The organism is Paenibacillus durus (genome assembly GCF_000756615.1).
Lineage (GTDB): Bacteria > Bacillota > Bacilli > Paenibacillales > Paenibacillaceae > Paenibacillus_AQ > Paenibacillus_AQ durus.
The window spans coordinates 3,043,174-3,064,079 of the sequence record NZ_CP009288.1 but is presented as its reverse complement, the minus strand read 5'-3'; the positions used below and the strand labels follow the sequence as shown (position 1 = coordinate 3,064,079).

Annotated in this window: 15 protein-coding genes; 3 read left to right on the top strand and 12 right to left on the bottom strand. The window is 53.3% G+C overall.

Annotation, left to right across the window (positions count from 1 at the left end; translation table 11 throughout):
• Positions 1 to 43: 43 nt before the first annotated feature.
• The 5 genes from PDUR_RS13160 to hrpB form a co-directional block, all read right to left on the bottom strand.
• Positions 44 to 2,728: a CHASE3 domain-containing protein gene (locus PDUR_RS13160; RefSeq protein WP_042206671.1), complete on the bottom strand. Its 2,685-nt coding sequence runs from the start codon at positions 2,726 to 2,728 to the stop codon at positions 44 to 46.
• A 65-nt stretch (positions 2,729 to 2,793) separates the two neighbouring features.
• Complete coding sequence (locus PDUR_RS13155; protein ID WP_042206670.1) at positions 2,794 to 3,168, bottom strand: DivIVA domain-containing protein; 375 nt, start codon at positions 3,166 to 3,168, stop codon at positions 2,794 to 2,796.
• A gap of 102 nt (positions 3,169 to 3,270) precedes the next feature.
• Positions 3,271 to 3,630 carry a replication termination protein gene (locus tag PDUR_RS13150; protein WP_042206669.1) on the bottom strand — a complete coding sequence of 120 codons (360 nt, stop codon included), beginning with the start codon at positions 3,628 to 3,630 and terminating at the stop codon, positions 3,271 to 3,273.
• Positions 3,631 to 4,019: 389 nt separating this feature from the next.
• A complete protein-coding gene (locus PDUR_RS13145; protein WP_042206668.1) occupies positions 4,020 to 4,520 on the bottom strand; it encodes a general stress protein in 501 nt (166 codons plus the stop codon).
• Positions 4,521 to 4,661: 141 nt separating this feature from the next.
• Entirely contained in the window at positions 4,662 to 7,175 is a 2,514-nt protein-coding gene (hrpB, locus tag PDUR_RS13140; protein WP_042206667.1) for an ATP-dependent helicase HrpB, read from the bottom strand.
• Positions 7,176 to 7,513: 338 nt separating this feature from the next.
• Here hrpB and gluQRS point away from each other — a divergent pair, with 338 nt between their 5' ends.
• Positions 7,514 to 8,518, top strand: a complete 1,005-nt coding sequence (gene gluQRS, locus PDUR_RS13135; RefSeq protein ID WP_233277370.1) for a tRNA glutamyl-Q(34) synthetase GluQRS — start codon at positions 7,514 to 7,516, stop codon at positions 8,516 to 8,518.
• 133 nt (positions 8,519 to 8,651) lie between these two features.
• Here gluQRS and PDUR_RS13130 read toward each other — a convergent pair whose 3' ends face one another.
• The 7 genes from PDUR_RS13130 to smc all read right to left on the bottom strand — a co-directional run bounded on the left by PDUR_RS13130 (position 8,652) and on the right by smc (position 18,676).
• On the bottom strand, positions 8,652 to 9,032 hold the full coding sequence (locus PDUR_RS13130) for a DnaJ family domain-containing protein (protein WP_042206666.1): 381 nt from the start codon (positions 9,030 to 9,032) through the stop codon (positions 8,652 to 8,654).
• 97 nt (positions 9,033 to 9,129) lie between these two features.
• Complete coding sequence (locus PDUR_RS13125; RefSeq protein WP_042206665.1) at positions 9,130 to 9,939, bottom strand: SDR family oxidoreductase; 810 nt, start codon at positions 9,937 to 9,939, stop codon at positions 9,130 to 9,132.
• A gap of 299 nt (positions 9,940 to 10,238) precedes the next feature.
• Positions 10,239 to 11,105: a transglutaminase family protein gene (locus tag PDUR_RS13120; protein WP_042206664.1), complete on the bottom strand. Its 867-nt coding sequence runs from the start codon at positions 11,103 to 11,105 to the stop codon at positions 10,239 to 10,241.
• Positions 11,102 to 12,055: an alpha-E domain-containing protein gene (locus PDUR_RS13115; protein ID WP_042206663.1), complete on the bottom strand. Its 954-nt coding sequence runs from the start codon at positions 12,053 to 12,055 to the stop codon at positions 11,102 to 11,104. Before PDUR_RS13115 ends, PDUR_RS13120 begins: the two co-directional genes overlap by 4 nt.
• A 56-nt stretch (positions 12,056 to 12,111) precedes the next feature.
• Complete coding sequence (locus PDUR_RS13110) at positions 12,112 to 13,575, bottom strand: circularly permuted type 2 ATP-grasp protein (protein ID WP_042206662.1); 1,464 nt, start codon at positions 13,573 to 13,575, stop codon at positions 12,112 to 12,114.
• 488 nt (positions 13,576 to 14,063) lie between these two features.
• Positions 14,064 to 15,065 (bottom strand): signal recognition particle-docking protein FtsY, encoded by a 1,002-nt coding sequence (gene ftsY, locus PDUR_RS13105; RefSeq protein WP_042206661.1) that lies wholly within the window; start codon positions 15,063 to 15,065, stop codon positions 14,064 to 14,066.
• Between the two features lie 41 nt (positions 15,066 to 15,106).
• Positions 15,107 to 18,676 (bottom strand): chromosome segregation protein SMC, encoded by a 3,570-nt coding sequence (gene smc, locus PDUR_RS13100; protein ID WP_042206660.1) that lies wholly within the window; start codon positions 18,674 to 18,676, stop codon positions 15,107 to 15,109.
• A gap of 219 nt (positions 18,677 to 18,895) precedes the next feature.
• Between smc and fdhD the strand changes: the two genes are divergently transcribed.
• Positions 18,896 to 19,711 carry a formate dehydrogenase accessory sulfurtransferase FdhD gene (gene fdhD / locus PDUR_RS13095; RefSeq protein WP_042206659.1) on the top strand — a complete coding sequence of 272 codons (816 nt, stop codon included), beginning with the start codon at positions 18,896 to 18,898 and terminating at the stop codon, positions 19,709 to 19,711.
• A 132-nt stretch (positions 19,712 to 19,843) separates the two neighbouring features.
• Entirely contained in the window at positions 19,844 to 20,902 is a 1,059-nt protein-coding gene (gene hydE / locus PDUR_RS13090; RefSeq protein ID WP_081949510.1) for a [FeFe] hydrogenase H-cluster radical SAM maturase HydE, read from the top strand.
• The last annotated feature ends 4 nt before the right edge of the window (positions 20,903 to 20,906 follow it).

Genomic DNA, 20,906 nt, shown 5'->3' with positions numbered 1-20,906 from the left:
CTACCATAAGGTTTCGGGTCGCCCGTACAAATTCAACCGGCAATTAAGCGGCTTTGCTGCTCAAATAATAGGACAAAATCCTAATAAGATCCTTCGTAATAACGGGTTTCTTGATAAAATCGGTCGCTCCCGCAGCCAGGCATTTCTCCCGGTCTTCCTTCATAGTCTTGGCGGATACCGCAATAATCGGAAGGTCGTGCTTCAACAATTCTTCGCGCAAAATCGATAATGTATCATACCCATCCAACACCGGCATCATGATGTCCAGAAGCAGAATGTCGATTCCGGGATTCTCTCTTACCCGCTGAAGGCATTCGAATCCGTTCTGGGCCGACAGTACTTGCATGCTGTATTTCTCAAGTGTCTGTGTCAGCGCATATATATTTCGCAGGTCATCATCGACTAGTAAGATTGTTCTGCCCGACAGCCAGCCATATTCCCCGTCCACTCGCGCCTCCTCAGCATCGCCGCTGTCATCAGCTCTGCGTTCAATCGCTGCCGCCGCCTCTGAATTGAGCGTGTAATCCTTCGGGTCTCTTTCTTCTTCCAGATAAGGAAGATACAACGTGAAGATGCTGCCCTCTTGCGGCTTGCTCTCGAGCGTAAGGTGCCCGCCCAGGAGCTTCGAAAGCTGCTGAGAGATGGACAGTCCGAGTCCCGTTCCGCCGAATTTTCGCGCGGTTGAGCCATCCGCCTGCTGGAACGCTTCAAATATCAGATCTCGTTTATCCGAAGATATTCCTATGCCGCTGTCGATTACAGCAAAAGACAGCACCGGCCCCTCAGGGGTGTAACCTTGGGAAGCAAAGTTGTCGAGCTTGGAGATTACCAGCTTTACTCCGCCTTCTTCCGTAAATTTAAAGGCGTTGGACAGCAGATTACGGAGGATTTGATGCAAACGCAGTTCATCTGTAAAGAAGATGTCGGGTGTTCCAGCTTCCAAAACGACGCTAAACTCGAGATTTTTGGACTCAGCTGTCATACCGAAATACCCCTCGAACAAGGACGGGAACTCGGTAAGATTGACAGCGCTCGTCTCGATTAGCATCTTCCCGGCCTCAACCTTGGATAAATCCAAAATATCGTTAATGATCGCCAGCAGATCACTCCCAGAGGAATGAATAACCGATGCATAGCTTATCTGCTCCTCTGTCAAGTTGCCGCTGTGATTCTCAGACAGAATCTGCGACAGCAGCAGCATGCTGTTAAGCGGGGTCCGCAGCTCATGCGACATATTTGCCAGAAATTCGGATTTGTACCGGGAGCTTCTCTCCAGCTCCTCGTTCATTTTTTCCAGTTCCCCAGCGGAATTCTCCGCAACCTGCTTTTGCAATTCCAGTTTGCTGTTCACGTTAATCAGTTCGTGAGTTTGGGATTGCAGCTCTTCGGACTGGTTCTGCAGTTCCTCATTCATTGTTTGGGCTTCGGCATAGAGATGCTGGATTTGCATCCGGGTCATAACCGAATTAATCGATACTGCAAACATGTCCAGCATCTGTTCCAGCAGCTTGAACTGATCGGGCGCCCATTTCATGAGTGAGGCAATCTCGATCACCGCGACGGTTCTGTTCTCAAAAACAACAGGGGCGATCACCGCCTGCCGGGGCGCGGTTCTTCCTAGACCTGAGCTGATATGAATATAGCCATCCGGTAGATCTTCAATTTTCAGAATTTTCTGATCAAGCGCGCATTGGCCTACCAGGCCCTCACCCAGCAATATTTTTTCTTTGCCTGGGCTCAATCCCTCGTTTCCGCCAGCATAGGAACTAATTCTCAGCAGAGAATCGCCAAAGTAGTCTTGAGCAATGTACACCGCTCCGTACTGGATCTCAAGGATTGTCGCCAGCCTGCTCAGGAAGGTATCGCATAAAGCGGCGGGGTCCGTTTTTTCCTGAAGTTTCACAGACATATGGGTTAGCTGGCCGCTGAACCGCTGCTCTCGTTCCTTGATCTCCAATAGCCGGTTAGTCGCAGCAGCAAGATCGGAAATCTCGTCCTGCGTCTTCACCTCGATTCGCTTGGCTCTGCTGTCTCCGTCTGCTATATGGTTAATGGCGTCAATTACGTTCTTCAGTGTCTTAACGATACTGTCGGTGATGAGGATAGAAGCGGCAATGGCGACCAGCGCCACCAGGCTCCACAGAATATACATGGTAATAATCAGCTGGTGGTTGCGGGACTTCAGATCGCTGATCCGCTTTGCCGTCCCGGCTTGTTCAACATGACGAAAATCCTGCGTCTGGCTGCGGATTTGTTCGACAATCGCTTTGCCAGTATCAGCATGAAAAAATGCGGTCACCTCATCATCACGGCCCGCTTGTTTGAGTTCGACCACATTTTGGCCCGCTTTGACAATCCAGGCTTCGATATTCTTCCTGATACTTTCCAGATTTTCAGTCTGGGATGTACTGCCCTTAATCAGTTCCTTCAAATCGGAGTAATTAACCTTCCACTTCTCCAGCCCGTCATAATAGGGAGCAAGATAAGAGTCGTTGCCTGTAAGCGCATAGCCGCGCTGGCCGGTTTCCATGTCCAGAATATTTTTCTCAATTTGAAAGGTAAGCTCATGCACCTGCATATCATGACCGCTCAGGATAACAGTTTCCTTCTCAAGCTCAGAAATTCGTCCCTGCACAATGAGTAGAAAAAGCCCGAGCAGCAGTAAAATCATTATGTACCCAAAAGCGATTTTTCCGCGGATTTTGAAATTCAGTACATTTTTATTCATCAAAAAAGTATAACCTCCGTCCTGATAACCAGTCTGAGCCATAATTTTTTGTTCAAGTCCGGAGGCTAAATGATCTCACTGCGCTGAACGCGTTCCTTGAGCTGGCGGACACCGGCCTCAAGCTTCAGAATCGTCTCTTCGATCTCTTTCGGATCGATTCCCCGGATAACGGGCGGCGGCGCCTGCTTACTCTCCGCTTTCATTTCACGCAGGGTAATCTGCTGCTCCTGCCATTTGTCCATTAAGTCAGCGATGGTTGCATAGAACCGTTCATAGTCCTTAATGACACTGTCCAAAAAAGTATCTACTTCTTCCGGATCGTATCCACGCAATTTCATACTGAACTCTTTCTCATGAATGGTTAACGCATCAAGCGCAATCCCAAGCTGACTGAACAGCTTTCTCTGCTTGTCCAGTCTTCGCTTCATATGTTCATCCATCTGTACTACCTCCATCGTTGACTGGTTCTCTTTTTAGCTTTACTTATTATATCAGGGCGGGGACTGGCTGGAAATATCACCGTCCCGTGCCTGCTGAGGGCTTTAATAATTATCGGCTACCGCTTTGTTTAGTATGCCCAGACACCGGTCAAGATCGGTCTTTACCTGCTTCTTGTACAGCTTCGCTTTCTCGGCTCCGTCCGGCGTGAAATGATAAAGAACGATTTCCTGAAAATCTACTTTGGGATCATTTCCTTTGAGCTGCTTGGTCCGGTATAAAATGCCCTGCTGCACCAATTCGTGAAGGGCCCGGTAAATCTCGCTCTGCGGCGGGTTGTAGCCATGGCTTTTGAAATCTCTCCGCAAATCCTCGAGCATTTGATAGCCGTAACCGTGATGCTGTTCGACCATGGTTATGAGATACAGCTTGATAAACGCCCTTTGGGCAATCATAAAAGCCATGAAAGACCTCCTCTGATCATTCTGGATATCTCTATATAATCACTGTTTATCAAATTTCACAATATGGCTTTTGGCCGAACTGCCCAGGACTTTTTCAGATTGGGCTTGCTGCTGGGAGAGACACGTTAATGAATAAGCTGGTATGAGATGGGAGGGTTATTGTGTTTATTTATTGTGAATTTTTCATATGATGAAATATTGTCGATAATCGGTAGGATTGAGCGTTCTCTTTCGAATACGTTGTTTTTTGTTTCCATGCACAAAAAAAGGCTGAATCCCCCGTATTTTCATAAATTGGGTAATCAAGCCTCTTTTAAATTAAAATTATTGGGCAATACGCTAATTTTATAGTTTGTTTCGCTTATAGAGTTTCGGGCCGGTATCCGAATTCATCGATCGATACGAGTTGCTTTCAGCGTGGGGTTATTACGGAAGATATCGGAAATTTGGGCATCGAGTCCGTCGTCGTCTACAAGAACCAGAATCTTGCCTTGTTTAACATAGCCTTCATATTCTCTGGCTTCCTCTTCGGGTATACCCAATCCGACAAGTCCCCCTACCAGGCCGCCTGCGCTCGCTCCCATCGCCGCGCCGGTCAATGCGCCCGCAATCGGGCCTGCTGCAATAATCGGGCCGATGCCCGGAATAGCCAGTGCGCCGATTCCGGCCAGGAGGCCGGCAATCCCTCCGACTACACCGCCGGTTGCGGCTCCTGTAGCGACTCCTTCCGGAGCCATTGTATCCGTCTCCTCCGTTATCATCCTCAGATCTTCGCGATCCCGTGTGACCACTGAAATATCGTCATTTCGGATACCTTTGGCCTGCAATTGCTGTATCGCGTTGGTTGCCTCACGTCCCGTATCGAATACGCCAACAATCCTCTTTGCCACTTGAAGTCCTCCTTATTCTTAGGTGTACGTTAGTTATATTGCCCTTCCTCAGCTCTTCCAAGCATGGAAAAAGAGGGAAGGGCACGCTTCAAGGTGACGTAAATGAAGGCAGAATTCTGGCAAACGGCTGCTTCCTGCAATTTATTTGACCGGCCGTGTGCGGTGAGTCGGTATGGCCTGAAGCGGATCTTCCGGCCAATAATGTTTAGGGTATCGCCCCTTCAAATCTTTCTTGACTTCAAAATATGTGTTATTCCAGAAGCTGGCGAGATCAGCTGTCACCTGAACCGGTCGCCTTGCCGGAGACAGCAGATGAAGCAGTACGGGCACTCTTCCCGCTCCAATTCGCGGAGTCTCCCGCTGCCCGAACATCTCTTGCAGCTTCACAGCCAGCACCGGCGAGGCGGGATCGCTGTAGTCAACGGCAATCCGTGATCCGCTGGGAACCGCGATATGCGTTGGAGCCTCCTGATCCAGCCGCCGTTGCCGCTCCCAGTCCAGCATGCTCACAAGCGCCTCGCGCAGCGGCAGACGCTGGATATCCCGCAGACTGCGGCAGCCGTCTAGAAAGGGAAGCAGCCACTCTTCCATGCTACCTGTGAGTCCAGCATCGGACACATCCGGCCAGGAAGGGTCGAGCCGATGCATAAACGCCAAGCGTTCTCTTAGCTGAAGAGTTCCCTTGTCCCAAGGAAGCAGTCTTAGACCTTCCCCGGAAATTACCTGCATCAGAACCTTCGCCGCTTCTTCCGGTGAAGGGCGCTCATGACCGGACTCTTTAAGAGTGAGTTCGCCGAGCATCGTGCGGCGGCGGGATTTGACGCTCTTGCTCTCATCATCCCAGTACACTTCGGACTGCTCTGTCACGATATCCGCGTGATGCTCCAGCAGCTCCTTCTCTTCAACGGCAGCCGCCAGCATGATGCGACTCTGCGTTCCCTTGTCATCAACGGAGACGGCAACGATATAAGGCTCGCGGGCAAGGTGCTGACTCTCCCCCATTGCCGCGCCGCGTCCGCCGGAGAGCAGGAAAGCTCCCCCTCCCCTGCGCTGCCCGATCCGGTCAGGATAGGCGAACGACAGCAGCAGGCCGCTGAGGGAAGCCTCCGCCGGATCGGCTGCGGCGGAAAGGTCTGGCGCAGCCGCCTTAAGCTGCGCCTCAAGTCCCCGGCTTGCGCGCGCAGCGGCGCGCAGAGCCGCAGGATCGCCTCCGCCTGCGTCACGCCCGGCGGAGGCTTCGTACCGCAGCAGCGCCTCCACGCGCAGCGTGAGGTCGCAGCTGCCCGAGGCGGGACCGCGCAGCGGGTCCCGCTCCTGCAGCAGCGCCGCCAGCCGGCAGGCGAGCGGCGCTGCGCCAAGCTCTGCCGCGCGCAGCAGCATGTGCGCGGCGCGGGGGTGCGTGCCCAGCGCGGCCAGCTGCCGGCCGTGCGGGGTAATGGCGCCGGCGGCGTCCAGGGCGCCGAGCTGGCGCAGCAGCGCGGTCGCCTGCGCATACGGCGCGGGCGGCGGCGCGTCAAGCCAGGCCAGCTGGGCCGGGTCGCGCACGCCCCACAGCGCCAGCTCCAGCGCGAGGCCGGCCAGATCGGCCTCCAGAATCTCCGGCGCGTCCGATTCCGGCAGGCGGTCATGCTCTTCCCGGCTCCAGAGCCGGTAGCAGACGCCTGGGGCCGTCCGCCCTGCCCGGCCGCGCCTCTGCTCCGCCGATGCCTTGGAAATCGGCAGCGTCTCCAGGCGCGGCATGCCGGTTCTCGGCGAGAACCGCTGCGTCCGCCGCAGCCCGGAATCGATCACGGTCCGGACCCCCTCGATCGTCAGGCTTGTCTCGGCGATGGAGGTCGCCAGCACGACCTTCCGCTGGCCCTCCGCAGCCGGCGCAACGGCGCTGTCCTGCTCGGCCTGCGGAAGCTGGCCGTAGAGCGGACGAAGCGTCACGTTCCCGGGCAGCGCGCCGGACCGCAGCTCCGACTCCGTCCGGCGGATTTCTCTCTCGCCCGGGAGGAACAGCAGGATGTCGCCGGGCTGCTCGGCCAGCGCGCGCCGGGCTGCATTCCCCGCAGCTTTTTCCAGAGGGATTGCTGCTGCCGGGGGAGCGTATACGGTTTCCACGGGAAATACTCTGCCGGGACACCGGACAACCGGAGCACCGCCAAGCAGCGCGGAGACCTTCTCTCCGTCAAGCGTTGCCGACATAACAAGGATCTTCAGGTCCTCGCGGAGCACAGCCTGCGTCTCCAGCGAGAGCGCAAGTCCCAGATCCGCATTCAGGCTGCGCTCGTGGAATTCGTCGAAGATGATAAGGCCGGTATCGCCAAGTGAAGGGTCGTCCTGAAGCATCCGGGTCAGCACGCCTTCGGTCACGACGATAATGCGCGTATCAGGCCCCGTCCTGCTGTCCATACGCATCCGGTAACCCACGGTTTGGCCTGCCTGCTCGCCGAGACAGGACGCCATATAGGCGGCCGCCGCTCGGGCGGCAAGCCGCCTGGGTTCCAGCATAAGCATGGTTTTGCCCTTCATCCACGGCTCGTCCAGCAGCGCGAGCGGCGTCATCGTTGTCTTACCCGCTCCCGGTTCCGCAATAAGGACGGCGGATGAAGAGGCCCCAAGTCTATTTTTAAGTTCAGGTATGATCTGCATAATGGGAAGTGTGCTCATTTGATCGCTCCGATATCAAGTTAAGAATGGATAATGTTCATCTAAGCTGGAAATTGCTTCACCGGTGAATTACAATGAAATATTGAGCAAGAAGAAACGGCTGTACCGTCCTTGTAGGAGGAGGGCATCCGTTTCTCGTAGAAATATAAGTCCAAACGATAGGCGCGAAGCTTATAAAGTCTTATTTTTCAAGAATGACACGGCTCAGTTATTGTAATCATGGGCGAAACGCCGGAAAAATTCAAGAGCGGTGCATAACGCTTACCTCTGCTCCGGCTTCTGACAAACCGCCTGCTTTGGCAAGTCATATTTTTACGCTATTCAAGGAGGGTTCTCCCTTGTTCACTGATATTGATCCGGCCGGCAGCGTTCGCGGCCGCTTCGCCCCCTCGCCATCCGGCAACATTCATATCGGCAACGCCCTGGCTGCTCTGATGGCTTGGCTGCAAATCCGCAGCCGGAACGGAAAGCTAGTGCTCCGCATGGAGGATATTGACACGGCTCGCTGCCGTCCGGATTACGCCCGGCATATTATTGAAGATCTTCGCTGGCTCGGTCTCGACTGGGACGAAGGGCCTGACGTGGGCGGTCCTTATGGACCCTATGTCCAAAGCGAACGGCTGAAGCTGTACGAGGCTGCGCTGAACCAGTTAAGGGCCGAAGGAAGACTGTATCCCTGCTACTGCAGCCGCCACGATATTCTGGCCGCAGCCGCCGCTCCTCACGGTCTTGCTTCGGAAGGTCCAGTATACCCCGGAACCTGCCGGCACCTGTCTCCCGAGGAGGCCGAGCGGCGCTCTTTAAGCAAGACGCCATCCCTTCGCTTCGCCGTGCCGTCCGGTGAGATTTCTTTTACCGACGGTGTGGCCGGAAACCGCCGGGTCAATGCCGCCGCCGGAGGGGACTTCATCGTACGGCGAGCCGACGGCATCTTCTCGTATCAGCTTGCCGTCGTTGTAGATGATGCCCTGATGGGGATTACGGATGTTCTTCGAGGGACTGATCTGCTCGATTCGACGCCCCGCCAGCTGATGCTCTACGAAGTGCTGGGCTGGAAGCCGCCGCGGTTTGCCCATGTCCCGCTCCTCATGGACCGGGACGGCCGCCGGCTGGCCAAGCGTCATGGGGGAATTACGCTTGCGGAGCTGCGCGAAGCCGGTGTGACGCCTCAGACCGTAACCGGCTGGCTTGCCTGGGCAGCGGGGCTGCTGGCGGAACCGCTCCAGGTCTCACCGCATGACCTGATCCAATCCTTCCAATTGGAACGGATCTCCCGGGATGACATTGTCGTCACTCCGGACATGCTGGACAGGCTGCATCCGTCACTTGGACGGCAGAAATAAGAAAAACTCCTACCCGGAGTCTTTTCGAAGAAGTTGCCGAATCCTTTATTAGCGCTTGTTTTTCTTTAATCTAAAAAAAGGATGCCTTGCTCCTGCAAAAGCAGATGGCATGGCATCCGGGCTTCATACGAATTTAACCTTTATCTAACCTCGTCCGGATTTGTTCCCCGTACTGCGCGAATACGGCGCTTCCGTCCAACCCGCGCTGCCGGAGAAGCTCCTCCAGACGCAGTTTCTTTTCCGTTAGTTTACGACCCAGTGTGCGCTTTTCAGCTCCGCCATCATGACATGCGGCAAGCAGGTTTTCAAGGGTCGCACATTCCGCCCGCAGCTGCAGCTCCTCCGGAAGAAGTCCGGCATTCTTCATAATTTTGAACGACATTCGCAGCTCTTCGGGCACCCCTGACATATCTTCCAATTCCAGCGGCTTTCCATGGCCCGGCAAATTCCGGAATTCGCCTTTTCGCATCGCCTCTTCAATCCGCTGCTCAGCCAACCAAGACATTACGGCCATTTCCACCGCCTCCTTTATCATGGTCCGGCGCTAACGCGCCTCGCGTTTATTTTACCATAGATAGGTGTTGTCCCGCTTTCCTCTAATAAGCCTTTTCTTAAGTCAGCAGCGACTCGGCGCCGTCGATGACGATCTGCGCACCGGTAATGTGAGACGATTCATCCGACGCAAGAAAGCAGACAAGCTTTGCCACATCTTCCGGTTTGCCCGGTCCGTCAGCCAAAGGCTGCTGTCCTTCCGGGAACTCCATCGGGATAATGATCGATTCCAATTCCTCATTGGGTTCTGTGCTTTCATCAATATTGGTGGAAATGGCTCCCGGAGAAATAACGTTTACCCGGACTTTAAACTTCGCCAGCTCCAGAGCGGCCATTTTGGCAAAAGCCACCTGCCCAGCCTTCGTCGTACTGTAGGGAGAAAAGCCGAAGCTTGCAAACCGGCGGTTGCCGTTAATAGAGCTGGTGATAATAATGCTCCCTTTACCTTTTTTCTTCATGTGAGGAATGGTGTATTTTAAGGAAAGGAAGGTCCCGGTAAGATTCACCGACAGCGTACGCTGCCAGTCCTCAATGCTTAACTCTTCAATGGGTCCGATGGACCCGTTAATACCGGCGTTGGCGAATACGATATCCACCCCACCGAAATGCTCGACCGTTCTCCGAACCGCATCTTCCATACGGCTGGGGTCGGAGGTATCCACATCAACGGCAAGCGCGCAACCTTCTCGCATACGGTTCAGCTTCCGTTCAACAACGGAGGTGCGGTCATTCACCAGATCGAATAAGGCAATATTGGCGCCTTCACTAGCCATCTGAATAGCCGTCGCTCTGCCGATTCCCGAGCCCGCTCCAGTAATAATGGCTGTTCTTCCGGCAAAACGCTGTTTTGTCCCAGTATCAGGGCTCATATTTAGTCTCTCCTTCCGTTTTCACGTAATAAGTGACTTTGTCTCAAGATTACCCAAAGGGTCTCCCTTTATAACCATTTTCAGCAAAAAAGATTCTTTCTCGAACCTGTATTCAGCGAATGTACCCCAATATTTTCTCCAAAAATGGAGGTCTGCAACCCTTTACGCCGCAAGAACATTTTCGTAGGTTACCCGGGTGAACACATGCCTTTGCACAAAAACAGCCGCCTCCGGTTATGAACCGAAAGCGGCCTTGATTATGGCTTTAAACACCGCTGTCTATGCGGCTTTATCCGTTTTTATTTGTCCAATAATTGTACATCCACCGTTACTTCCAGTTGGCCTGCAATTCCTCGGTATACGCCTTTGACCGGCACAATATCTTTATAATCGCGCCCATGCCCCAGCTTTACGTAACGCCAGTTTACTTCAACGTTATTGGTCGGGTCAAAGCCCAGCCAGCCGGTACCCGGAATATGCGTCTCCACCCATGCATGGGAGGCCTGCTCGAAATCGGCGTTGCCGCCCTGAAGATCACTCACGTAGTGATATCCGCTCACATATCTCGACGGAAGCCCGACGCTGCGGCAGACCGCAATCATCAGATGGGCATAGTCCTGGCAGACGCCGCGTTTGAGTTTCAGCGCTTTTTTGACCGTTGTGTTGACGCTGGTCGCCCCGGGATCATACGTGAACTGCTCATATATGGTGGAGGAGAGCTTCCGGGTCCATTCATATATATCTTCCGCTTCGTCAAAAGGATGCTGGGAGGCAAATTCCATCAGCTCCGGCGTAACCTCCGTATATCGCGTGGGCAGAATATACTCAGTATACCGGTTCTGAAACTCCTCGTCCTTCATCAGTTTGATCTGCTCCTCCAATGGCAGACTCGGCAAATCAGCGCCTTGAGCCTTGTCCACTGTTACGACCGTAGCACGGGTATGAATGACCATCTCCGTATGCGGTTTATTGACCGAATAGGCGTGAACCCGGTTTCCGAAGAAATCCTCGTAAGTAAGCAGGTTGGCCGGAGGAAATATTTCGACCTCATGATGGAAACAGGATTGCCTGTAATTGGTCCGCGGCGTCAGCCGGATCTCATTGACACTGTCCGTCACCGGCTCCGTATACGTATACCGGGTCGTATGATTGATTTGAATTTTCATATCCTAATCCCCTCTTGACGAAAAAAGGCCGTTTCCATCGTTCTTCCCAGCTTCAGGCAGGAAGACTTCAGCGACTCCAGCACCTGATCCACCAGTTCCTCGGCCATGTCTTCCTTCTCCATGTAATCAAGCTCGGCTCTAATCTTTCCTGCCTGGCGGATGACCCGTTCGTAGCCTTCGCCCCCATCTGCGAAGTCAATTTCAATATTCGACAGATGGTATTCGAGCTCATGGGAAGCGAAACGAATAGAACGCGGAAATGCAGCATTCGTAATCAGAAACTCCAGGATGCAATCCGGGGATACCGCATCCGCAAAATATCTGCGGAACGCCTGATATCCGCTGACCGATTTCAAAACGGCCTGCAGCTGGGTATAAATAGAGGTATCATCCTTATCCCGGCAGGACAAGGTTACCGACTGCAGAATACGGACGGTGTTCTCCGCCCTTTCCAGGAAACGTCCGCTTTCAATAAACCGCCACTCATTGCCCCGCAGCATGACGGACTGCTCGGCGCCCAGGAACGTGGCCGTCCGTTCCTTGATCTGCTGGTAGAACTGATGAGGGCTCTTCATTATATCTGCAACGGACCGTTCGCCGAGCCACAGGTTGAAGCTGTTGGCGATATCCCACAGCTCGCTGGGCAGCTGCTGGCGCAGGGTGCGCAAATTATTGCGCGCCTGATGCACGCAGGAGAACAGGGAATTTGAATTCCCGAGATCCAGTGTGATAAAGGATAATACATCCTGCTCCGAAAAGCTTTCAAATTGCTGCAAATATTCATTTCTGGCGCCGATCGCATCGATCAGCCTCGACCATTTATGCCCTTCTTCCCGGAAGTCCTCCTCCTGCTGAATATGATAATGGACATCAATCAGTCTTGCATGATTCTCCGCTCTTTCCATATAACGACCAATCCAAAACAAAGCTTCCGCATTTCGATTCAGCATCTACCGTCACTCCTTGTCCTATATTGTCGCTCTCTTTTTGTTATTAGACCCATTCTTTAGGACATTACCCAGGTATCCTTAACACCGCCGCCTTGAGAGGAGTTTACTACCAGTGAGCCTTCCCTCATCGCCACGCGCGTCAGTCCTCCCGGAATGACATGCGGCTTGCGGTCTGCGCCCATCAGCACAAAAGCTCTCAAATCAATATGCCGCGGACTCATTATACCTTCTGACAGTATCGGCGCTCTTGAAAGAGACATGATCGGCTGAGCTATGTAGCGATCCGGCTCGGCAATGATTTTGAGCCGGAAATTATCCTGCTCCTCCTTGCTTGCCTCGCTTCCGATCAGCATACCGTATCCTCCGGACAACGAGGTTTCCTTAACGACCATTTCAGCCAAGTTATCCAGCACATACGTCCGGTCATCCGGTCTCGAAAGCAGATAAGTAGGAACATTATTTAAAATCGGCTCTTCATTCAGATAATAGCGGATCATTTCAGGCACATATACATACATGGCCTTATCGTCGGCGACTCCGGTTCCCGGCGCATTGGCGATGGCCACATTACCGGCTCTATAAGCATTCATAAGTCCTGGCACGCCAAGCAGTGAATTGGGATCAAAGGCGAGCGGATCGATATAGTCGTCGTCAAGCCGGCGGTACAGCACGTCCACCCGCTTAAGGCCATTCATTTCCCGTAAAAATAATTTATGATCCTGAACGACCAAATCGCGCCCTTCTACGAGGTGAACGCCCATTTGCTGGGCCAGGAAGGCGTGCTCATAGTAAGCGGAGTTATACTGACCAGGGGTCAGAAGAGCGATAACAGGATCTGGAGTGCGTGAAGGTGCTAGGCTGCGAAGCACAGATAAAAAACGGTTGATGCTGCGTTCCACATCCCGGATGGAGTTGGAGAAAGAAAGCTCGGGGAACAGTTGGTTCATCAGCGATCTTCCTTTAAATAGGTAGGAAAAACCGGAAGGTGTGCGCAGGTTATCCTCCAGAATATAATAATTCCCGTCGTGATGCCGGATCAGATCGATTCCCGAAGTCGTAATGTAGGCTCCGCCGGGAACGCGAAGTCCTGCCATTTCCGGACGGAAATAACAATTGGAGATAACCATCTTGCGAGGCACAATGCCGTCCTTAATAATATATTGTTCGTGGTAAATATCATGAACGAATAGATTAAGCGCCGTCACGCGCTGAATAATTCCTGCCTCAAGCTTCTCCCACTCATCCTTGGGGATAATCCGCGGAATCATATCGAAGGGGATCGTCCGTTCCATGGGTTGGTCTTGAGCCGGGTTGTACAGAGTAAAGGTAATGCCCTCCTCCATCATGCGCCGCTGCATTAAGTGTTGTTTGGTCTGCAGCTCTTCGGGACTCATTCTGGCGAACGTGTGGTTAACATGCTTGTAATGAGGGCGGACGCTGCGTTCGCTAGCGAACATTTCATCATAAAAATGGTGCAGCGGATACGGAGACAGACCGGGCAGTGGATCAAGTTTGGACATGAGCCCGACTCCTTTCAAAAGATGTAATTTTTAGTAATAAATCATACTTTTTAGTAAGACAGAATTCATAAAATATTCAATCACACTTTCATAATACGTAAACTCGAATCCTCATGTCAATATATATAACAAGGCTTTTGATAGCCGGTTATTTTACCGGTCTGATGAAACCGCACTCTTTTTCCGTTCTGGACATCTATATGGATGGATCAGAGATAAATGTGATGTGGGAGAGGTCGATTACTTAACTATTATGAATTTTTCATATGATGAAATATTATAGTTGTTGGCAAACTAACAGTACTTTGACAATTTGTGCGGCATTTAGGTTGAAAGATGTCGGTTAAGGTCGTATCCCGGTTTTGCTCAGTTGTAGTATGTCATGTTTTCGGACATATAATCTTTAGCGGGTTTCCCATGCCGGGTATGCGGCAAAAGAGCGCCGGAATCTACCGGCGCTGCTGTGTGTGCCTTATTAGGACGCAAGCTCAATCTCCCGAATTCTCTTCTTCCTTCTCGTCGATAATTATACCGGCGAACAGAGCGTGAACGAATTGTTCGGAATCGAACGGCTGCAGGTCCTCCATTTTCTCGCCAAGTCCGACCAGCTTTACCGGAATATTCAACTCCTGACGGATCGCCACAACGATACCGCCTTTAGCCGTTCCGTCCAGCTTGGTGAGGACAAGACCCGTCACGCCGCTCTTCTCGCCGAACAGCTTGGCCTGCGCAAGCGCGTTCTGCCCGGTCGTCGCATCGAGCACCATGAGCACTTCATGCGGCGCGCCCGGAATCTCGCGCTGGATCACGCGGAATATTTTGTTGAGCTCTTCCATCAGATTGCTCTTGTTCTGCAGCCGTCCCGCCGTGTCGCAGATCAGCACATCGACGCCGCGCTGCTTGGCAGCCTGAACCGCATCAAACATCACAGCAGCAGGATCGGAGCCCGCGCTCTGCTTGATCACATCCACGCCTGCTCGCTGTCCCCATACCTCAAGCTGCTCGATGGCCCCGGCACGGAATGTATCGCCAGCGGCAAGCAGAACTTTTTTGCCCTCCTGCTTGTAACGGTGTGCCAGCTTCCCGATCGTTGTCGTCTTGCCGACGCCGTTGACGCCGACGAACAGAATGACCGTAATGCCGTCCGGATTCTCATTAAGCCGGTTGTCATCGTCACTGCGCAGCAGCTCCATCAGCTTGCGGGAGAGAACCGGCTGCAGCTCAGCGGCATCCTCGATCCGCTGCTTTTTCACCTCGGTGCGCAGATCTTCGACTAGCGTCATGACTGTGCTCACACCGACGTCGGCGCCGATCAGAATTTCTTCCAGTTCCTCGTAGAACTCCTCGTCGATTTTTTTGCGGCGGATAATCAGGTCGGATACTTTCTCTACAAACCCTTTGCGGGTCTTCTCCAGACCTTCCCGGAACTGCTTCGTTACGCTCTCCGTTTTGCCGGCAATGCTTTCTCTCAATTTCTTGAAAAAGCTCACTCATATTCCTCCGTTCAAATAATTAATGGCAAGCCGCCAATTTAAGCGATCTCCGCTTCTTCATCTTCCAGACGCACGGACACCAGCTTGGAGACCCCACCCTCTTCCATCGTTACTCCATAGAGCACATCCGCTTCTTCCATCGTCCCTTTGCGGTGTGTCACCACGATGAACTGAGTCTGCTCCGAGAATTCGCGGAGGTACTGGGCAAACCTTACGACATTCGCCTCGTCCAGCGCCGCCTCTACCTCATCCAGTACGCAGAACGGAACCGGCTTCACCTGCAGGATGGCGAACAATAGTGCCATCGCGGTCAGCGCGCGTTCTCCCCCGGACAGCAGCTGCAGGTTTTGCAGCTTCTTGCCCGGAGGCTGGGCGACGATATCGATGCCGGTATTCAGCAGATTGTCCGGCTCCAGCAGCAGCAGATCGGCCCGGCCTCCGCCGAACAGCTTGGTGAAGACCGTGCCAAATTCTCTCCGAATAGCATCGAATGTCTGCTTGAACCGCTTGGACATCTCATCTTCCATTTCACGGATGACTTGATACAGCGTAGTCTTCGCTTCAACGAGATCATCCTTCTGCTCGCTGAGGAATGTATAGCGCTCATTCACGCGCTGGTATTCCTCAACGGCTCCAAGATTCACCTCGCCGAGCGCAGAAATGCTTCGTCTGAGCTTCTGTACTTCAGCCTGCGCCGCAGGTACGTCCTCCGGGACGGGATAACGCTGCTTGGCCAGCTCATAGCTCAGCTCATAATCGTCGCTCAGCTTGCGCAGGATGTTGTCGAGCTCCACGTCCAGTCTGCCGACGGAAACCTCGGTCGCACGCAGGCGGTCGTCCACCGCTTTTAGCGCCTGCCGCTGTTCCTTCGTCTCGCCTTCCTCCAGCTCCAGCTTTCGGGTTAGGGACGTTCGTTCCGCGCGGGCGTAATCCAGCTTTTCCGCCGCTTCCTCTTTCTTAAGACGATATGTGTTCAGATCTTCCTGCTGCTTTACGGCTTCCGCTGCATTGGTCTTCAAATCCTGTTCAATCGTCGTGAGCAGATTGCGGTTCTGACGCATTTCCTTGTCCTGCGAGCCGGCGTCGGCCTTCAGTCTTCGGAGCTGTTCCTCCTGAGAAAATATCTCCTGATCCAGCTTCCCTTCCGCAACCTTCATGCCGGTCAGCTTGCCCTGAAGCTCTTCCCTCTCGGACTCGCTCGCCTTGCGCTGCGATTCCGCGTTACGGATCGCTTCATGGGCGGCTTGCTCCTCCTCTTCCAGACGAGCGAGGTCGGCTGCCGCCTGCTCCCTTGTCTGTTCCAGCTGCTTCGCTTCGCCTTCGAACCCGCTGCGCTCCGCTCCAGCGCTTTCCACCTGCTCCTGCACATGCCGAAGCTCCTGCTCCAGCTGCCTCAAGTCACCGGCGAGACGCTGCTCCTCCAGCCGCTTCTCGTCGCCGCCATGCCGAAGCTTCTCCAGCTTATCGTTCGAATCTTCCTGCTCCTTGCGCAGCCGGGAGATGCTGCCCTTTAGCTTGTCGATTTGGCGCTCGGTTTCGCCGATTTCGCTTTGGAGCTGTTCCAATTGGCGCTTGCGTCCCAGCAGACTGGCATTCTTCCTGTGCTGGCTGCCGCCGGTCATCGATCCGCCGGCATTGACGACATCGCCTTCCAGTGTAACGACGCGGTAGCGGTACTGGCATCTGGCCGCAATCTTGTTAGCCTGCTCCAGACTTTCCGCAATGACGACATTCCCCAGAAGACTGCCGACAATGCTGGCATACTTGCCTTCAAAGCTGATCAGTTCGGAGCCGATTCCAACGAATCCCTCCGCTCCCTCAATCATTCCCCGATCAGTGCCGTTAATCTGCCGCGGCCGAATGACATCAAGCGGGAGGAAGGTCGCGCGGCCAAGCTGCCGCTGCTTCAGAAAAGAAATCGCTTGGCGCGATACGGTTTCATTTTCCATGACGATATGCTGCAAAGATGCGCCGAGCGCCGTCTCAACAGCCGTCTCCAGCTTCTCCGGCACGGAGATCAGCTCGGCCACAGCGCCATGAACGCCGCTAAGCTGCCCTTTGCGCGCGCCTTTGAGCACTTCTTTGACGCCAAGCATGAAGCCGTCGAAGTCGTCCTGCATTTCCTTCATCGTCTCATGGCGGGATACCTGGGCTTCTCTTTTCTGCTCCCATTTGCGAAGTCCCGAATGGGCTTCGTCCAGCAGCTTCTGCCGGGACACCGATTGCTCGCTCTCGGAGATGTAGTCCTTGCGCAGCTTCCCTAGCTCCTTGCCCAGCGTCTCGATTTGTCCCTTCAGCTTCGCCTGCTCCTGCCGAAGCTCCTTATGCCGCGAGATCCACTTCCCGCTCTCTTCCGCGCTGCGGTTCATCCGCCGCTCCAGGCTTTCTTTCTGCTGGTCGGCATAGCGTATCTCGTTGCGCGCCTGCGCCATTTTATTCATCAGCTCAAGCAGCGCGCTCTTTAAGCTTTCCTCTTTACTCTGGCTGAGCCCGTCCGTAACGCCTGTCAGCCTGGCTTCTTCGTCTGCGATTTGCTGCCGCAGCTCCGCAAGGCGAGTCCGGGTCTGCACCAAGCTGCTTTCCAGCGCCATTAGCTCCCTATGGCGATCTTCCGAACGCTCTCCAACAGAGCCAATGGTCTGCACGAGCTGCTCCCGGTTATTCTCCAGATGACGCCGGCGTTCCTTCAGCAGTTCGCCGTATCCTTCGCTTTTCTCGAATGCTTCACTGTACCGCAGCAGCTGCTCCTGCAGCTGTTCGATCCGCTCCTCCAATTGGCGAAGTGCGGCTCTTCCGCTCTCCAGCTTGGCGTCATGGGCTGTGACGACCGTCGACAATTGAAGCTGCTCGTCCCGCAAAATCTCAAGCTTGGCATTGCCGTCCTTCCATGCCGCATGAATACCCTCAATCTGGTGTACATAGACGGAAATCTCCAGATTTTTCAGCTGTTCTTTCAGTTCCTTGTAGCGGATAGCCTTCTCGGATTGCTCCTTCAGCGGACCGATCTGATCCTCCAGCTCGCTGATCAGATCGTGGATGCGCAGCAGATTCTGCTCCGTCTCATCCAGCTTGCGGCCCGCGTCCTTTTTGCGCGATTTATATTTGACTATGCCCGACGCCTCTTCAAATATGCCGCGCCGATCCTCTGAACGGGTGCTGAGAATCTCCTCAATCCGGCCTTGTCCGATAATGGAATACGCTTCCCGGCCAATGCCGGTATCCATGAACAGCTCTGTAATATCTTTTAGTCTGCATGACTGCTTATTGATCATATATTCGCTGTCTCCGCTGCGGTGAACCCGCCGCGTTACCGTCACTTCACTGAAGTCCAGAGGCAGAGCGTGATCCTCATTGTCCAGCGTCAGCGACACTTCGCCATAATTCACCGCCTTGCGGGCATCGCTTCCGGCAAAAATAATATCTTCCATCTTGCCGCCGCGCAGCGATTTGGCGCTTTGTTCACCGAGCACCCAGCGGATGCCGTCGGAAATGTTGCTCTTGCCGCTTCCGTTCGGACCTACGACAGCCGTAATGCCGCGCACAAACTCCATCTCCGTTTTGTCGGCAAATGATTTAAAGCCCGCTAATTCAATCCGTTTCAAAAACATACCTCGCCAGTCACCTCCGACCCATTATACCATAGCGTTCCATAACCTAACATAGCACGCTCCAATGAAGAGCAGGGTGCAGCAAATATCGTTGGTTGTGAAATATAAAATTGACAGTCATTACAAAAAGTGATGTAGTAAAGTTGTTTTGTGACTTCTATTATTTACTATTAAAGTAATTATTCTATTTCTAATCTTTCATTAATAAGGGTGATAGAGATGAAGCAGGGACTTGAACGGCAGGAAAACATTATTCGTTACCGGCAAGGACAAATCACCAGAGAACAGGATCTCATCGTGACGGAGCATCCTGTTACACTCAAGATTAACGGTGAGGAATTCGTGACTCTGGTATGCACCCCGGAATACATTGAGGACATGGCTGTCGGCTATTTGGCCTCTGAAGGCATCATTCGGGGAATCCAAGATATCAAAGATCTATGGATTCAGGAAGAGAAGGGGTACGTTCACATCTCGACGGACCGCTGGAATGATCTTAACCGCCAGCTGTACGCCAAGCGTTATGTCAACTCCTGCTGCGGAGGAGGCCGTCACGGTTTCGTTTATGTTAACGATGCAAGGACAGCCAAGGTCATGGACGGCGTTCATATCTCTTTATCCTTTGACGATTGTTTTCGCCTCATGGAGGGCGTGCAGGCAGGTTCGGAGCTGTTTCACCGCACAGGCGGCGTCCACTCCGCAGCCATTTGCGATACCGGCGGGGTGCTGCTTGCCCGCAGCGATATCGGCCGGCATAATGCGCTCGACAAAATTTACGGGCACTGCCTAAGACACGAGATGAACCTGAATGACAAAATCATCGTGTTCAGCGGCCGGATTTCATCGGAAATCTTATTAAAAGTTGCCAAAATCGGCTGTGAGATCATTTTGTCGAAATCCGCGCCCACAGCCCTGGCCCTTGAGCTGGCTGAACAGCTCGGCATTACGACAGTCGGTTTTATCCGTCACGATTCATGTAATGTCTATACACGTCCCGAGCGTATCAGCGACTGTGCGGTCTTAAAGAACAATTGAACAAACCCGGGATTTCAAGCAGAAAGCTCATAGTTCTGTATTTTTACTATTGTTACATTATTTACATGACTATCTATTACAAAAAAAGATGCATCTGTTCAGCTTAGGGAGGGATGTTCAACGAATCATTTACTGGAACGTTTAAAGGGTCAGGAATCGCTCAGTTCCGAAGAAATTGTCGATCTGCTAGAAAATCTGGACCAGACTTCAAGGAGGCAACTGCATAATTTTGCACATCAGAAGCGTGTGGCCCGTTACGGCAGAGGAGTCTATCTCCGCGGGCTGATTGAATTCTCCAATATATGCAAACAAAACTGCATGTACTGCGGAATACGCTCTGGAAATAAGACAGTCAGCCGCTATCGGCTGAGCCCCGAAGAAATCATGGACTGCTGCCGGGAAGGATATGAGCTGGGCTATCGCACCTTCGTTCTGCAGAGCGGTGAAGACGACTGGTATACAACGGATAAGCTGGCGGGCCTGATTGCTGATATCAAGCGGCATTATCCGGATACCGCGGTGACACTGTCGATTGGCGAACGGGACGATGAGACCTATACCCGGTTGTTTGAAGCGGGAGCGGACCGTTATTTGCTGCGGCATGAGACGGCTTCCGGCAGCCTTTATAAGGCGCTGCACCCGACCATGACCTTTGAGAACCGGCGGGACCGCTTGCGTGCCTTGAAGGCTATTGGCTATCAGGTTGGGGCCGGATTTATGGTTGGATTGCCCGGACAGACGCATGAAGATTTGGCCAAAGATTTGCTGTACGTTAAGGAGCTTAATCCGGATATGATTGGCATCGGCCCTTTTTTGCCCCATCAAGCTACCCCTTTAAAGGACGAGCCGGCCGGTACTCTGGAGGACACACTAGATATGATTGCACTTGCGCGGCTGTTTGTCCCGAGCGCCTTGATCCCGGCTACTACAGCGATGGGAACCGTTCATCCGTATGGTCGGGAACTCGCATTACAAGCGGGAGCAAATGTAGTTATGCCTAATCTGTCTCCGCTGTCCGCTCGTCCAAAATATACATTATATGACAATAAAATTTGTACGGGAGATGAATCGGCGCAGTGCCGGTTCTGTCTGGAGCAGCGGATTGAGGGTGCCGGCTTCCATGTCGACATGGGCCGCGGAGATAGTTTGAACCGGCTGTCGCGTTCTCCGGAGGAGCAGGCTGTTCGGTAAACAA